Origin of the sequence: Lentzea alba (genome assembly GCF_047445655.1) — a bacterium.
In the GTDB taxonomy this organism is placed as follows: Bacteria; Actinomycetota; Actinomycetes; order Mycobacteriales; family Pseudonocardiaceae; genus Lentzea; species Lentzea alba_A.
Genome location: NZ_JAJAEG010000043.1, coordinates 1 through 14,679 on the forward strand (window position 1 = coordinate 1; position 14,679 = coordinate 14,679).

Here is a 14,679-nt window from a genome sequence, read left to right on the forward strand (position 1 = left end):
CCACTCACACGACAAGATCAACTTAAGCTACGTGGCATTGGCCCCGGACCCCGCCAATCTGATCAAAGACCGGCCGGCGCCATACCCAGGTTGATGGCACGCCTGTTGCTCAGGGCGCTTGCTGTTGCGCAGGTGCTTGCGGTGGTGGGGTGGTCCCGTCACGAGCCGCACCAGAGCGAGCCACACCCGGCACGTCAGGGCGGCTTGGCTTCGTCATCGCGCGATCCTGAGGCGGATTTGTGGGAAAATTGCTCCGATTGAGCGAGTCAGGCCTGTAACGCTGCGAGATTGCGGTACACCCGTTGGGGCGAAGGCGGTCTAGCGTTGGGCTGGTGTGGTTTGCTGGCGGTAGGCTTCCGCACCGTGCTCGCTGAGCGGTCAGGTGGATGATTTGCCGAGCCAGGACGATGCGAGATCGTCACGTCCGATGGGACGCGACGAGCTGGCGCGCGAGTGGGCGATCAAGGTTGGCCGGACCGCGTATGTGCCGTTGTCGGCTGCGAAGCTGACTGAAGAGTTGCGCGAGCTGTTGAACGTGGTGGCTGAGGCGCTGGTTGGCGACCCTGCTGCTGCCTCGCCGGTTGGTGCTCGCCTCGTTGAGATGCACTGTGTTGGTGCGGAGAGCTTGCGGGCGTCGTGTGACGTTCTTGCCGAGTTCGTCGTGCAGGAGGGGGCCGATGCTCGGCAGGCCGCGTTGGTCATCGGGGCGGTGTCGGCTGCGTACACCGGGGCCATTCAGGCGTTTGTGCTTGAGCAGCAGGAGAGTGTCAGTCAGGCGCTGATTCGGGCGAACCGGGCTGCGCAGCTGGACTTGCAGGCCAGCGAGGAGCGGTTCGAGGACATTTTTGCGCACTCGTCGACTGGCATTGCGATGGTCAGTCTCGACGGGGAGTTGGAGCGGGCCAACGCGGCGTTGTGCAACATCCTTCGGCGGGAGGACGTTGCTGGGATGACGCTCACGGATTTGATCGCTCCCGTGGACTTGCCGCTGGTCAACGATGCCCTGGAGAGTGTGAAGCACGGGCGGATGCGGCGGGTTGAGGAGCGGCCCCGGCTCATTGACCGGGATGGGGAGCACTTCCGGGTGTTGCTCGCGGCGACTGTGCAGAAGGACGCTGAGGACAACCCGAAGCACTTCGTCGTGTTGATCGATGACGACAGCCAGTTGACGTTGCTCGGTGGGCGGTTGCAGTACCAGTCGTTGCACGATGCGTTGACCGGGTTGCCGAACCGGCAGTATTTGACTACGCGGCTGGAGTCGTTGCTGCACAGCGACATTGAGCACGGGGTGACGCTGTACCACCTGGATCTCGATGCCTTTGCCGTCATCACGGACGGGCTTGGGCGGGAGATCGGGGACAAGGTTCTCAAGCTTGTGGCTGAGCGGCTGTCGGCGATTTTTGCCGGGGAGAAGGCCATGGTCGCTCGGCTTGAGGGTGATGAGTTCGCTGTGCTCGTGGAGAACGGGCCGGAGACGCCGGATGTGGATTCGACGATTCGGACGATCGAGCACGAGCTGGCTGAGCCCGTTTACTTCGAGGGGCACGGGGTTGCTGTTTCGGCGACCATCGGTGTGTTGCCGCGGTTGCACCCTGGGGATCATCCGGCTGAGGTGTTGCGGGCTTCGGACATGACGCTGCGGCGGGCCAAGCGCAGTGGGCGGCGGCAGTGGGGGCTGCATGACGCCACGCAGGACAAGCGGGAGCAGGAGGAGTTCGCGCTTGCTGCTGTTATGCCGGGGGCCTGGGAGAGCGGCGAGATCGAGGTTGTGTTCAACCCCGTGATGAAGCTGGACGGGTCGGCGCGGGTTTGTGTCGAGGCTGAGCTGAACTGGCGGCATCGGGATGCCGGGCTGATCGCGCACGAGAAGTGCGTCTCGATGGCCGAGCACACCGGGTTGATGTTGCCGCTTGGTGCGTGGATGTTGCGGCGGGCCGCTGAGCAGGGGTGCCGGCACGAGGAGATGCTGGCGGTTTGCCTGACCGAGAGCATGGCCAACAGTCCGGATCTTGTGCGGGACGTGCGGCGGGTGTTGGCCGATACCGGGTTGCCTGCTGGGCGGTTGTTGCTGGGTTTTCCGGTGCACGTGCTCGCGTCCGAGGACAGCGAGGCTGCCGACAACCTGGACTTGTTGGCGGACATGGGGATTCACATCGGGGCGCGGGACTTCAAGGGGTCCACCGCGGAGATCGAGCTGGTTCGGTCGCTCGGTGTTCGGGCTGTGCGGGTCAAGGGGCGTTGTCAGAAGCCGGACGAGTTGGTGTCGCATGTGCTCAGCGACCTCGTCGGGTTCGTGCACGAGGCCGGTGGGCTCGTCGTGATCGACGCGATCGAGGACGCTGAGCAGCGGGAGTGGTGGGGTGAGCTCGGCGCCGACGCCGGGGTCGGGCCGGTGTTCTGCGTTGAGCCGACTACGGAGTGGCCCGACGCGGGTTGAGGTGGACGAGGATCAGGGCGAAGCCCGCGATGGTGACCATGCGCAGGGCGGCGCTGATGCCGTTCCAGTCCTTTGACTGCCACATCGCGAACCACTCGCCGCCGACCGTGATGAAGCCGCCGAGGAACAGGGCGACGATCATGAGGAGGCCGGCGGAGGCGAACTTGCGGGCGCTGTCCTCTCGGTCGCGGAGGTAGGCGACGGTGCCGGCGGTCAGGAGGATCGCGGAGATCGCTTCCCAGATGATGATCGCGACGTAGACGATCGTGACCACGGCCGGGCTGGTGATCGCCCGCCACTTCAGTTCTGTGCCGAACGTGGTGTCCATCGACAGGACGTGCTGCACGAACGCCTCGTTCGTGCCGTAGTCCGTGATGTTGCCGAGGACCACGAGAAGCATGTTGAGCGCGATGAACCCGACGGTCACCGCTACGACCGCGCGCAAGCTGCCGACCCGAGCAAGAAGACGCATGGAGCGGACAGTAACCGATAGGGTGCGGCCGGTGAGCCGTGTTTGTGTCGTCTCCCACCGGCTGGGCGGGTTCGACGGGGTCAGCGTCGAGGCTGTGAAGTGGGCGGACGGGTTCGCGGCGCTGGGCTGGGACGTCACGCTCGCGGCCGGGTTCTTCGCGTCGGGGTCCGGTGTGGTCGTTCGCGGGATGTGGGCGGATCGGCCTGGGGGTGAGCCGCCGCCGGTCGACCACGTGTTGATCAAGTCGCTCTGCGAGTCGCACGACCTGGTGGTGCTGGACAACGCCGGGTCGTTGTGGAGCGCGCCGGAAGCGTCGGTGGCGTGGGAGGAGCATGCTCTCGCGGCTGGGGTGCCGGTGATCCTGCGGCACCACGATCCGGCGTGGCAGCGGATTCAGTTGCGGCCGGTCGAGGGTGATGTCGTGCCGTTGCACCATCCTGCGCATCTGCACGTGCTGATCAACTCGTTGACCGAGCGGGAGTTTCTGGCGCGGTGGCCGTCGTTGCGGACTCGCGTGGTGCACAACCGGGTGGATGTGGCCGGGTTGGCGTCGGGTGATCGGGCGGGGACGCGGGACCGGTTCGGGTTGGTGGAGCGGGACTACGTGGTCGTGCACCCGGCTCGGGTCGAGGGCACGTCGAAGAACGTTCCCGGTGCGGTCGAGTTCGTCCGGGCGTTGTCGGCGCGGCTTGATCGACCAGTGAGGTACTGGCTCACGGATGACGCGCCCTGCCCTGCGGTGGAAGGGCTTTCGGGCGTTGTGCGGGGGCGGGTCGGCTCACCCGCCGATCTTCACGCGGCCGCGGACCTGGTGTTGCTGCCGTCCACTTGGGAGGGTTGGGGGCTGCCGGTGTGCGAGGCGGCCGCCGCGTCCCGGCTCGTGGTGGCCGGGCCTTACCCGGTGCTGGACGAGATCCGGGCGCTCGGGCTGACCGTGTTCGACCCGAGCGACATCGACGGGCTGCTCGCCGCGAGCGACGAGGTGCTCGCGGCGAACCGGGCTGCGGTGCAACGACATCTGGACCTGCGGGACCTGCCGGAGGTGCTGGCGGAGCTGATCGAGCTCAGCACGGATCTGTGAACTCCACCTGTGGCAGGCGGTCCTCCCAGATCTCACGCGTGAGCGCTCCTCGCGTGGTCGCGCAGATGAGGGCGGTCTCGTGGTTCACGTCGAGATCCCACAGCCTGGCGACGCCGTCGCTCGAACCGGTGCCGAGGACGAGGCCCTCCGGTCCGAACTGGACGGACGTCTGGGTGTCCGAGTCGATGGCGATCGGCTGACCGAGTGAGAAGGCCGTGGCGGGATCGCTCACGTCCCACAGCCTGATCGTCTTGTCCGTGCTGCCGCTGGCCAGCAGCTTGCCGTCCGGTGACAGCGACATCGAGCTGACCTGTCCGGTGTGGCCGGTGAGCGCGGCGAGGCGCTTCGGGTGTTCCCGATCGGTGACGTCCCAGACCCGGATCTCCTTGTCGTCGCCCGCGGTGATCAGCGTCTTGCCGTCCGGGGTGAACAGCGCCTCGTGCACCGGCGCGTTGTGATCGGTCACCGGCTGGCCGAGCGCACGTGGGGCTGCCGGATCGCTGACGTCCCAGAGCCGGAACGTCTTGTCGCTGCTCGTCGAGACGAGCGTCTTGCCGTCTGGCGAGAACACGGTGTCGTTCATCCACCCGTCGTGACCGGTCAGCGGCTTGCCCAGCTTGACGGGCTTGGCGGGGTCGCGAGCGTCCCACAGCTGCAGCGAGTTGTCGTCGTTGCCGGTGACCATGACCTCGCCGTCAGGGCGGAACGCGAACGGTGAGGCGAAGCGGGTGTTGAGCTTGATCGGTTCGCCGAGACCGACGGGGCGTTTCGGGTCGCTGACGTCCCACAGCCGCACGGTCTTGTCTCCGGCCATGGTGGCCATGACCTTGCCGTCCCGGCGGAACTCCGGTCGGCCGAGCCCCCACTCGTGCCCGAGCAGCGGTGGTCCGACGCGCTGCGGGTGGTTGCGGTCCGAGATGTCCCACAGGGTCGCCGTTCGGTCGCCGGAGCCCAGCGCGAGCAGCTTGCCGTCCGGCCGGAAGCCCGGGCTGCTGACCCGGGAGGTGTGACCGAGCAACAGGTTCTGCGGCAACGACCACAGCCGCACGGAGTTCTCGTTCGCCCCGGTCGCCAGGGTCTTGCCGTCCGGTGAGAAGCCGACCGCGAACAGCCCGCCGCTCAGTGCCGCGAGCGGCCTGCCGAGCTCGGTCACGGCCTTCGGGTTGCTCATGTTCCACAGCCGCGCGGTGCTGTCGCCGGCGCCGGAGGCCAGGATCTTGCCGTCCGGGCTGAACTTCAGCGACCACACGCTGCTGGTGTGCCCGGTGAGCGCCGGCCCGATCTGCTCCTGCGTGGCGGGGTCCCAGAGGCGGATGGTCTTGTCGTCGCTGCCGGAGACGAGGGTCTTGCCGTCCGGGCTGAACGCGACGGTGTGGATGCCGTCGGTGTGGCCGGTCATCGGCTTGCCCACCCGTGTCCTGGTGGCGACGTCCCACAGCCGGACCGTCGTGTCGTCGCCGGTGGTGGCGAGCAGCTTGCCGTCCGGGCTGAACGCGAGCGACCGGACCGGGGAGGTGTGGTCGCGCAGCGGTTCGCCGATCGGCTTGGCGTCGACGGGGTTGCTCACGTCCCACAGGCGGGCGGACTTGTCGTCGTTCGCCGCCGCCAGGATCTTGCCGTCCGGGCTGAAGTCGAGCAGGTAGCTGGTGCCGTTGCCCGTCTCGATCTTCTTGATCTCCCTGGGCTGCTCCGGGGTCCTGACGTCCCAGAGCCGGATCGTCTTGTCCGCGCCGGTGGTGGCGAGCGTGGTGCCGTCCGGGCTGAAGACCGCGGTGCTCAGCCAGTCCGTGTGCCCGGTCAGGACCGCGAGCGGCTTGGGGTTCGTCTTGTCCCGCACGTCCCAGAGGCGGGCGGTGCGGTCGTAGCTCGCGGTGGCGAGCAGCGAGCCGTCCTTGTTGAACGTCGTCAGGTAGACCGCGCCGTTGTGGCCGTTCAGCGGCATGCTGAGCGGGGTCTGCTGCATGGCGAGCAGCCGGGAGTTCACGCCCATGTCGTCCGGGCGCATCCGGTGGGCGGCGAGCAGCATCTGCGCGGCGAGTGACGGGTCGGAGTCGGCGTGCCGGTCGACCTGGGTCATGACCTGGATGAACGCCGCGTCGTTGCGCTGCTGCACGGCGATCACCGCGGCAGTGCCCGCGATCAGCGCGAGGACCACCACCAGTGCGACGGCGCTGCGGCGGAACCAGACGCTCTTGCGGTGCTGCCGTTCCGAGGCGTCGACGAAGTCCTTCGCGAGCGCGGTGACCTGTTGCTGGAGGGCGCTTTCGAGCCGGGTGCCGCGGTAGAGCAACGACGAGTCGCGCTCGCTCGCGGCCCACGTCGCCGCGTCCTCCTCCAGCCGCTGCCGGACCAGGTTGCCCGCGCGGTCCTCATCGATCCAGCTGCGCAGCCGTGGCCACGCGTGCAGCAACGCCTCGTGCGTGATCTCGACGCTGCCGGCGTCCATGGTGATCAACCTGGCGCGGGTGAGGACTTCGAGCGCGCGTTCCGTGGCCGGCAGGTTCGTGCTCGCCTCCAACAGGCTGTGCCTGCTCGACCTGCGGCGGGTGTCCTGGGTGTCGTCGCCGACCCGGACCAGGCGCAGCAGCAACTGCTTCGCGGCCTTCTGACCCGGATCGTCCAGATCGGTCCACGCGCGTTCGGCCGTGGTCGCGACGGCGCCCTGGATGCCGCCGGCCGCCCGGTAGCCCGCGATCGTGAGGCGACCGGCCTGCCGGCGTTGCCACGTCACCAGCAGGGCGTGGCTGAGCAGCGGCAACGCACCGGCGTCGTACGCGTCCTTGCCGCGGCGGTTGTGCGCGCCGAGGTCGCGCAGCATGAGGTCGACGAGGCCGGCTTCGAGCTGCAGACCCGCGGCCTTGGCCGGGTTCGTCACGGCCTCGCGCAGCTCGGCGGCCGACATCGCGCCGAGCACCATCTGGCGGTCCTGCAGCGCGTCCGCGAGCTCGGGGAAGTCGAGGCAGCGGGCGTAGAAGTCGGCCCGCACGCCCAGCACGACCGACGTCTTCTGCGACGCCGCGTGCAGCGCCTGCACGAAGACCCGCAGCCGGTCCTCGTCGCCGCCGAGCGTGAACGCCTCCTCGAACTGGTCGACGATCACCACCCGGTCGCCGACCGCGAGCTGCACCTCGTGCGCGAACTCGACCAGCGCCTCGGTCTCGGCGGCCTTTTCCAGCGTGAGGATCAGCTCCGGCACCTGGAGCGCGAACTCCTTGAGCGGATCCGTGCCGGGAGAAATGACGATGGCGTCTTTTTCGCCGAGGCGGGGGAGCACGCCCGCTTTCATCAAACTCGACTTACCGGCACCTGAGGCGCCGACGAGCATTGTGATGCCGTTGTCGTTCATTCGGGCGAGAAGTGCGTTCGTCGCACGTTCCCGGCCGAAGAACCAATTCGCGTCCTGCGGCCCGAATGCGCTCAACCCCATGTACGGGCAAACCGCGGTGTCTTCCTGAGGTGGGGCGTCCGAGTCGCCGACCGGGCTGGCGAGCGCCTCCTCCCAGAGCGTGCGCCACGCGTCCGTGTCGTACAGTCCGTCGACCGCCGGCTGGGGCCTGCGCTTGCGCGCCTCGCCGATGAGCACCTCGAGCACGGCGCTCAGCCCGCTGAACTTCGCGGGCACGTTCCGGCCGCGCCGCCAGTCGCTGACGCGTTGTGCCGGTACGCGAACCGGTCTCCCCTGCTCGTCCGTTCGGCGGGCACGGGTTACCGATTCAGTGACCCGCTTCAGGGGTGGGTCGCCTGCCTCCGCGTAGAGCAGCGCAAAGCGCTCCGCGAAGACGCCACGGGGTCCCAAGCGGCCTCCACCTCGTCCGGACCGGAAAACGTGGACCGCCCGTCTGAGCTGCGGCGCACGCGCCGGACGGGCTGTTCGGAACCCACCCTAACGAGGTGGTCTGACAACCTCGACCCCACGTCCTTCACGAGACACGGGAGACCGTCAGTGGTAGCGGCTAACTGGGGCAGAACTTCCACGGCTGAGGAGCACTGGGGGTCTCCTCAGCCGTGGCCCAGGCCAAGCGAGTGGCAGGGCGCGGTCTGCTAGACCGCGGACCAGATGGCGTCCGCCTCCGGCTGCTTGGGTTGCACGCGGTTCGGGTCCGGCAGGTACGTCTCCGTCGGCAGAGTCACGTAGGTGATGCTCTCCGGCTTCAACGCGGTGAGCTTTCCCGCGAGGTCCGCCAGTTTCGAGATCGAACCCAGGTCCTCGTCCGTCACGATCGATTTCGTGAGAATGTCGGCGAGGTCGAACGTCTTCTGCGGGCTGGCGAGCCAGTTCTCGTTCGCGAGTTTCTCGCTCAGCGCTTTCATGAAGAGCTGCTGGTTCTTGATCCGGTTGAGATCGCTGCCGTCACCGATGCTGTACCGGGTGCGGACGAACGCCAGCGCCTGCGTTCCGTCGAGCTTTTGCGGCCCGGCCGGCACGTGCAGCCCGCTCTTCTCGTCGTTGATCGGCTCGGGCAGGTCGATCTCGACGCCGCCGAGCCGGTCGATGACGTCGCGGAAGCCGTTGAAGTCGATCTGCACGAAGTGGTCGATCCGCACGCCGCTCATCTGCTCGACGGTCGCGACCGTGCAGGCGGCACCGCCCGTGGAGAAGGCGCTGTTGAACATCGCGATGCTCGCCGGCGGGTTGTTCCCGCAGCGCGGCCGCGGAACCATCGTGTCGCGCGGGATGCTGATCACCCGAGCCGCGTCGCCCGCGGCGTTGAGCTGCACGACCATGGCGGTGTCGGACCGCCCGTCGTCCTTGCCGATGAGCAGGATGTTGAGCGGGCGGCCAGGCGTCGACGGAGGCCTGGCGTTCCCTATCTCCTTGCTGAGATCGACGGTCTTGAGATTGCTCTCCAGCCGCCAGTAGGAACCCCCGACCACGACGCCCGCCGCGATGACCACGGCGGCTCCCGAGACCGCGAGCCATCGTTTCAAGTGGACGTTCATACCTCTGACGATCCCGGCGCAATGTCCGAAATCCGTCGTCCGTTTGTCATGGTTGTGTCACAGTGACCGCTCGGGGGTGTGACCTGTGACCATTCGCAAGGCTGTCGTCGATGACGCCGTGGGCGTCGCCACGGTGCACGTGCGCTCGTGGCAGTCCGCCTACCGGGGCATCATGCCGGAGGAGTTCCTGGATCAGATCTCGATCGACGCCCGTGCGGAGCACTGGTCGTCCGCGATCCCGTCCGGCAACGTCTGGGTGGCGCTGTCCGAGGGCGACGTCGTCGGGTTCGCCGCAGCGGGCCCGTCCCGTGACTCCGATGCCTCGTTCGAGCTCTACGCGATCTACTTCCTGCCCTCGGCCTGGGGAAACGGCCAGGCTCAGCCGCTGGCGATCGAGGCCTTGGGCGACGAACGCGATGTGGTCGTGTGGGTCCTCGAGGACAACCACCGTGCGCGTTCCTTCTACGCACGGCTGGGTTTTGTCGCGGACGGCGTGACGAAGTCCGAGGTCGTCGGCACCGTCGAGCTGACCGAGATCCGGTACCGGTTGCGCCGATAGGATCACGGTCCCGCGTTCTTGTGGAGGAACCCGTGCCCGTGATCTCGGTGATCACCCCTGTCCACGCCGGCCGTTCCGCGGTGGTGCTGGAAGCCGGCGAGAGCCTTGCCGCCCAGCAACTTCCCGCCGACTGGACCCTGGAGTGGCTGGTCCAGGAGGACTCCGCGACGCCGGTGCTGGCCGACGCGATCAACGCCTTCCCGTTCGCCCGCTATCAGGCCAACAGCGAGCACCTGGGCATCGCGCCCAGCCGCAACCTGGCCCTGGGCCGCAGCGCCGGCACGCTGGTCCACGTCCTCGACTCGGACGACGTGCTCCTGCCCGGTTGTCTGGCAGTGGCCATCGAGGCTTTCGCCACCTACCCGTCCATCGGCTGGGTCGCCACCCAGGCCCACGACCTGCTGCTTGATGGCAGTTGGCGTTCGTTCGACCCGTTGATCGAGCCGGGCCCGATCCCCGCCGGCGCCGTGGCCGACTACTACTTCTCCGCGATCGACAGCGCGACCGGCTTCGGTCGCCTGCCCTTCCACCCCAACTGCACCACCCTGCGCGCCGATGTCGTGCACGCCCTGGGTGGCTGGGGAGGCCTGCCCCGCATGGAAGACCTCTCGCTGATCGCTGCGATCACCGAGCTGACCCCGGGCTACTTCACCCCGGAAGTGGGTTTCCTGCGCCGCAAGCACAGCGGCAGCGTCTCCGTCACCGACGAGTGGCTCCACCTGATGCCCGAGTCCCAGACCGCGGTGGAACGCCGAGTCCAGGCCCTCCGCGCCCTAGGGCTGCACCAGCGCGTCCTGTAGCTGCTCGAGGAAGCGGTCCTTGTCAACGTCGACCGCGTACTTCGCCGTTGTCCGTTCGGGTGCGATGTCCCGCCCGAACGGGCTGCCCGGCGCCAGAAACCGTTGGTCTGCCACAACCTTCCCGCGCGTGTACCGCCCACCGAGCTCGACGGCGAACCGGTCCTCGACGTAGGTCGCCAGGTCCGGTTCCAGCAGGATCGCCGCCGCCAGCGGATCGTGCGGCACGAACCCCGCCTTCCCCAGGAAGCTCTCGTAGAAGTCCGCGTAGAACCTCAGGAACCTCCTGGGGTAGCAGTCCTGCGGGAGCGCTTCCAGCCACTCACCCGGCGCATGACTCGCCATCGTCACGTCGAGCCCCACCACCGTGAGATCCGCGAACCCGGCCCCCAGCACCAGATCGGCGGCCTCCGGGTCGTGCCAGAAGTTGGCCTCCGCCTGCGACGTGATGTTGCCCGGCACGTTGAGCGCGCCGCCCATCACCACGACCTTGTCGAGCAGGTTCGGCAGCTCCGGCTCGATCTGCAACGCCAGCGCCACGTTGGTGAGCGGCCCGATCGCGAGGAGGTTGAGCTCTCCCGGCTGCTCCCTCGCAAGCTGCACCAACTGTTCCGCCGCACTCTTCTCCGTCGCCACCTTCGCGGCTGCCTCGCCGGCCACGCCACCGAGCCCGTCCGGACCGTGCACGTCCTCCGCGGTCTGCAACGCCTGCGCCAGCGGCCGCTTCGCCCCCATCGCAACGGGAACGTCGAACCCCAGTCGCTCCACGAGCCTCAGCGCGTTGGCCGTGGCCACCTCCACCGGCACGTTCCCGTGGACCGTGCCGACAGCCACGACCTCCGCTTTTGCCTGCGCCCGCAGGTAGTAGAGGGCAAGGGCGTCATCGATTCCGGGGTCCGCGTCGACGATGATTCGCATGCACCCGATCATGCCTCAGGTTCGTGGCAGGGTGAACTGGTCGATCAGCCCGCCGTCCTCGTCGAGCGCGCGGACCGTCATCTGTTTCGGTGCCACGTCGACCGCGACCAGGCCGTACCCCCGGTAGCGCACCCGTGACCAGGGCAAGGTGTCCGTGGAGAACCTGTCGAGTCCTTGGCCGCCGATTCCCACCGTGACGTAGGTGGTGCCGTCGTTGACGGCCTTTCCGGCCTTGATCGGGTCGGTGCGCTCGTAGACGCGGTTGTGCGCGTTGAGCACGAGGTCGACCCGGTACTTGTCGAACACGGGCGCCCACTTCTGCTGTGCGAGCTCTTCCGAACCGCCTTCAGCGGTCGAGTAGGTGGCGTGGTGCAGGTGGACGACGATGAAGTCGATCGTGGGGTCCGCGCGTAGTCGTTGCAGCTGGGCCTTGAGCCAGGTGAGCTGTTTTCCCTTGGTGTAGTTGAGGTTCGCCGGGTTGCGGCTGATGTCGTTGCTGTCCAGGCTGATCAGTCCGACGTTCTGGTACCGCCACGCGTAGTAGCTCTTGTCCGGCATGGTGAAACGTGCCTGAACGCCGCCGTAGCCGTTGGGGGAGTACCACTCCTCCATCTCCCGGTTGCCGAGTGTGATCATCCACGGGGTGTTCGCGGCGATGAACTCGTTCTGCGCGAACAGGCTGTTCCACCGCGCGGCGTCGTACTTGTCCGTGTCGGGGTGCCCGCCTTCGAGGTTCGGGGTGCCGTTGTGGATGGCGTAGCTCAGGTTGCCGAGGGCGAGGTGGAACGCCGGTTCCTGGTCCGCGGCGAGGCTGTTGATCTTGCGGGCGTTGTAGCCGTAGCCGTGGTCGCCGAACGCCGTGAAGGTGAACGGTTTCGTGCTCGTCGATGCCGGCGCGGTGCGGAACTTCGCGACCTCGCCGCGTCGTTTGCCCGGCGTGTAGTTCTGGTGTCCCACAACGTAGAAGTACGTCGTGTCCGGCTTCAGGTCGTTCAGCTTGACGTGCAGGTAGTACTGGTACATCGGGTCCGGGCCGTGCGGCGGGAAGCTGTGGTCGCCTTCCTGCCAGCCGATCTCGCTCTTGAGCGTGCGCACTTCCGCGGCGACGGGTGCGCTGAAGTTGTTCTCCGACGTGGCGATCCGGACGTACGGCGCGACGGGTTTCTCCAGCTGCTGCCAGGAGATCACGACCTGCCTGGACGGATCGGCGCCGAACGCGATGTGCCGCCCGAGGGGGCGGGACTTGAGTCCGTCCGGTGCCGCGTCGGTGCGGGACGCGGTGGCGGCGACGAGCGCGGCGGTGCCGCCCAGCACGAACAGCGACCGCCTCGAAGTTTCAGTCATGGCAGGCCTTTCAGCTGCGGCGGATGGTCAGCTCGTCGATCAGCGCGCCCGTCTCGGTGAGCGCACGGACCTTCATCTGCTTCGGTGTCACGTCGACGACGACCAGCCCGTACCCGCGATACCGCACGCGTGACCAGGTCACCTTGATCATCTTCTCCTCGCCGTCCTCCTGGTCGACCCGCATGGTGGCGGTGGCGTCCTTGACGTTGCCGAAGTAGGAATCAGCGATCTTCGAGTCGGCCCAGCCGTTGATGCTCTCGCCGCCACCACCCGCGGTGATGTACGTCGTGCCGTCCTTGACCGGGTTGACGGTGCTCCGGATGTCCGCCTTCTTGGTGCCCTTGCCCGCCTTGATCGGGTCGGTGCGCTCGTAGACGTGGTTGTGCCCGTTGAGAACGAGGTCCACCTGGTACTGGTCGAACAGCGGCGCCCACCGCTTCTGCGCGCCGATCTCGGACCCGTTGTTGCCTGAGGTGGAGTACGTGCACTGGTGGCAGTAGACGACGATGAAGTCGATCGTGGGGTCGGCGCGGAACTTCTGGAGCTGAGCCTTGAGCCAGGCGAGCTGCTTTCCCTCGGTGTAGTCGAGGTTCGCGTCGCTGTTGTAGCAGATGTCGTTGCCGTCCAAGCTGATCAGCCCGACGTTCAGGTACCGCCACGAGTAGATGCAGGTGGAGCCGTCCCACGCGTTGTCGGGCATGGTGAACCGCGCCCGCATGCCGCCGTAGCCGTTCTTGTCGTACCAGCTCTCCATCTCGTGGTTGCCCAGCGCGACCATCCACGGGATGTTGGCGGCGACGAGCTCGTTCTGGTCGAAGAACGAGTCCCACTTGCGCGCGTCGTACTTGTCGGTCGCCGGCCGGCCGCCCTCGCCGTCGTTCGCGTAGCTCATGTCGCCCATGGCGAGGTGGAACTGCGGTCCGAGGTCCGCGATCAGGCTGTTGGTGGCCAGCGCGTTGTACCCGACGCCCTGATCTCCGAACGCGGTGAACGAGAACGCTCTCGGGGTGGTCGGTGCCGTGGTGAACGTGGCGGGTTCCGTTGGCTCGTAACCCTGATGGCCCACGACGTAGTAGTACGTCGTGTTGGGCACGAGGTCGTTGAGCCTCACGTGCAGGTAGTACTGGGTGACGGCCTTGCCGAGATGCGGCGAGATGGTGAAGAGCGGTTCCCTCTCCTGCCACGCCAGATCGCTCGTGAGGGCTCGCACCTCGGCCTGGATCGCCTGCCCGTACTCGCCCGGCGTTGTGCCGATGCGCAGGTAGGGCGCTTTCACGTTGGCCGGCACCTGCCACGACACGACGACCTGCCTGGTCGGGTCGGCGCCGAACGCGATGTGGCGCCCGAACGGCCTGAGCGCGGCCCCGTTGTTCTGGGTGCTGAGCAGGACCGTCGGCACCTCGAAGGCGCTCGCCGTCTTCGGGAGCACGCTCGCCGTGGCCAGCGCGGCCCCGACCCCGAACAGTCCGCGCCGTGAGTACCGCCGCCGGGCGTCCTCGTAGAGCTCCTGAAGGCGCGGACCGTTCGGTTGTGACCTGCGTCGCCGAGGCTCACTCATGCCTCGAAATTAGGTAACTTTGTTTACTTTGGTCAATGATCGTTGGGGCAAGCTACTTTCCAGCCGTGATCACCAGCACCGCGTAGACCTCGCCGGCGTCGATCACCACGACCTCGACCACGCCCGCACAACCCTCGCCCGGCAGTTCGACGTCGGCCCGCAGCCACAAGCCACCCGTGATCCGCAACGACCGCGCGTCCCGCAGCCGTGCCTCGTCCGGCCAAGCCCGTCGGAGCAGCCCTTCGGCCTCGGTCATGGCCACGACCGAAGGCCGCTCTCCCTTGGGAACTTCCACCACCTCCCAGGCGGCCTCAGGCTCATCCGCGTTGAGAACCGAAGAACTTCCAGGTACCGCACCGGCAGTCACCGTCGCCACGACCCCCGACTCGGAACGCTTGGCCATCGAGAGCAAGACCAGTCCGACAACGGCGCAAACCAACGCCACACCCGTCATGGACGTTCTGGAGATGTGCAGCCCGCCGTGGACGGTGCGCACCTGGGCAGCGAGCTGAGCGCTGCCGCTCAGCTCGTTGTGCCCACCTCTGCCCGCCACGTCGCCTCCTGTCCGCCAA

At 67.5% G+C, this 14,679-nt stretch carries 11 protein-coding genes; 4 read left to right on the forward strand and 7 right to left on the reverse strand.

The genetic code is table 11. From position 1 onward, the window contains the following. Nucleotides 1-427 precede the first annotated feature (427 nt). Nucleotides 428-2,437, forward strand: a complete 2,010-nt coding sequence (locus LFM09_RS44160; RefSeq protein WP_414102613.1) for a diguanylate cyclase domain-containing protein — start codon at nt 428-430, stop codon at nt 2,435-2,437. Here LFM09_RS44160 and LFM09_RS44165 read toward each other — a convergent pair. Continuing rightward, nucleotides 2,412-2,909, reverse strand: coding sequence for a DUF2165 domain-containing protein (locus tag LFM09_RS44165; protein ID WP_414102614.1), 498 nt, complete (start codon nt 2,907-2,909; stop codon nt 2,412-2,414). The genes LFM09_RS44160 and LFM09_RS44165 overlap by 26 nt on opposite strands. 31 nt (nt 2,910-2,940) lie before the next feature. On the opposite strand from LFM09_RS44165, the gene LFM09_RS44170 reads away from it, so the two are divergent. Then, the gene (locus LFM09_RS44170) at nt 2,941-3,990 is read left to right on the forward strand and encodes a glycosyltransferase family 4 protein (RefSeq protein ID WP_414102615.1); all 1,050 of its coding nucleotides are present in this window, start codon (nt 2,941-2,943) and stop codon (nt 3,988-3,990) included. Here the strand turns inward: LFM09_RS44170 and LFM09_RS44175 are convergent. Continuing rightward, nucleotides 3,974-7,786 carry a hypothetical protein gene (locus LFM09_RS44175; protein WP_414102616.1) on the reverse strand — a complete coding sequence of 1,271 codons (3,813 nt, stop codon included), beginning with the start codon at nt 7,784-7,786 and terminating at the stop codon, nt 3,974-3,976. The genes LFM09_RS44170 and LFM09_RS44175 overlap by 17 nt on opposite strands. A 245-nt stretch (nt 7,787-8,031) precedes the next feature. Continuing rightward, nucleotides 8,032-8,931, reverse strand: coding sequence for an LCP family protein (locus tag LFM09_RS44180; RefSeq protein ID WP_414102617.1), 900 nt, complete (start codon nt 8,929-8,931; stop codon nt 8,032-8,034). 85 nt (nt 8,932-9,016) lie between these two features. Between LFM09_RS44180 and LFM09_RS44185 the strand changes: the two genes are divergently transcribed. Further along, the gene (locus LFM09_RS44185; protein ID WP_414102618.1) at nt 9,017-9,490 is read left to right on the forward strand and encodes an N-acetyltransferase family protein; all 474 of its coding nucleotides are present in this window, start codon (nt 9,017-9,019) and stop codon (nt 9,488-9,490) included. 32 nt (nt 9,491-9,522) lie between these two features. Then, nucleotides 9,523-10,290, forward strand: a complete 768-nt coding sequence (locus LFM09_RS44190; RefSeq protein ID WP_414102619.1) for a glycosyltransferase family 2 protein — start codon at nt 9,523-9,525, stop codon at nt 10,288-10,290. On the opposite strand, the gene LFM09_RS44195 is transcribed toward LFM09_RS44190, so the two are convergent. Genes LFM09_RS44195 through LFM09_RS44210 form a run of 4 tightly spaced genes read right to left on the reverse strand, consistent with a single transcriptional unit; the run spans nt 10,264 to nt 14,660 of the window. Further along, entirely contained in the window at nt 10,264-11,205 is a 942-nt protein-coding gene (locus tag LFM09_RS44195) for a nucleoside hydrolase (RefSeq protein ID WP_414102620.1), read from the reverse strand. The two genes, LFM09_RS44190 and LFM09_RS44195, sit on opposite strands and share 27 nt — an antisense overlap. A 15-nt stretch (nt 11,206-11,220) precedes the next feature. Continuing rightward, entirely contained in the window at nt 11,221-12,549 is a 1,329-nt protein-coding gene (locus tag LFM09_RS44200) for a purple acid phosphatase family protein (RefSeq protein ID WP_414102621.1), read from the reverse strand. 10 nt (nt 12,550-12,559) lie between these two features. Continuing rightward, entirely contained in the window at nt 12,560-14,107 is a 1,548-nt protein-coding gene (locus tag LFM09_RS44205) for a purple acid phosphatase family protein (protein ID WP_414102622.1), read from the reverse strand. 52 nt (nt 14,108-14,159) lie between these two features. Then, the gene (locus LFM09_RS44210) at nt 14,160-14,660 is read right to left on the reverse strand and encodes a hypothetical protein (RefSeq protein WP_414102623.1); all 501 of its coding nucleotides are present in this window, start codon (nt 14,658-14,660) and stop codon (nt 14,160-14,162) included. Nucleotides 14,661-14,679 lie beyond the last annotated feature (19 nt).

Bases quoted from the DNA above. Each gene is read 5' to 3' on its own strand.
- LFM09_RS44165 (WP_414102614.1), bottom strand. From the start codon at position 2,909: ATGCGTCTTCTTGCTCGGGTCGGCAGCTTGCGCGCGGTCGTAGCGGTG.
- LFM09_RS44160 (WP_414102613.1), top strand. From the start codon at position 428: ATGGGACGCGACGAGCTGGCGCGCGAGTGGGCGATCAAGGTTGGCCGG.
- LFM09_RS44180 (WP_414102617.1), bottom strand. From the start codon at position 8,931: ATGAACGTCCACTTGAAACGATGGCTCGCGGTCTCGGGAGCCGCCGTG.
- LFM09_RS44205 (WP_414102622.1), bottom strand. From the start codon at position 14,107: ATGAGTGAGCCTCGGCGACGCAGGTCACAACCGAACGGTCCGCGCCTT.
- LFM09_RS44200 (WP_414102621.1), bottom strand. From the start codon at position 12,549: ATGACTGAAACTTCGAGGCGGTCGCTGTTCGTGCTGGGCGGCACCGCC.
- LFM09_RS44195 (WP_414102620.1), bottom strand. From the start codon at position 11,205: ATGCGAATCATCGTCGACGCGGACCCCGGAATCGATGACGCCCTTGCC.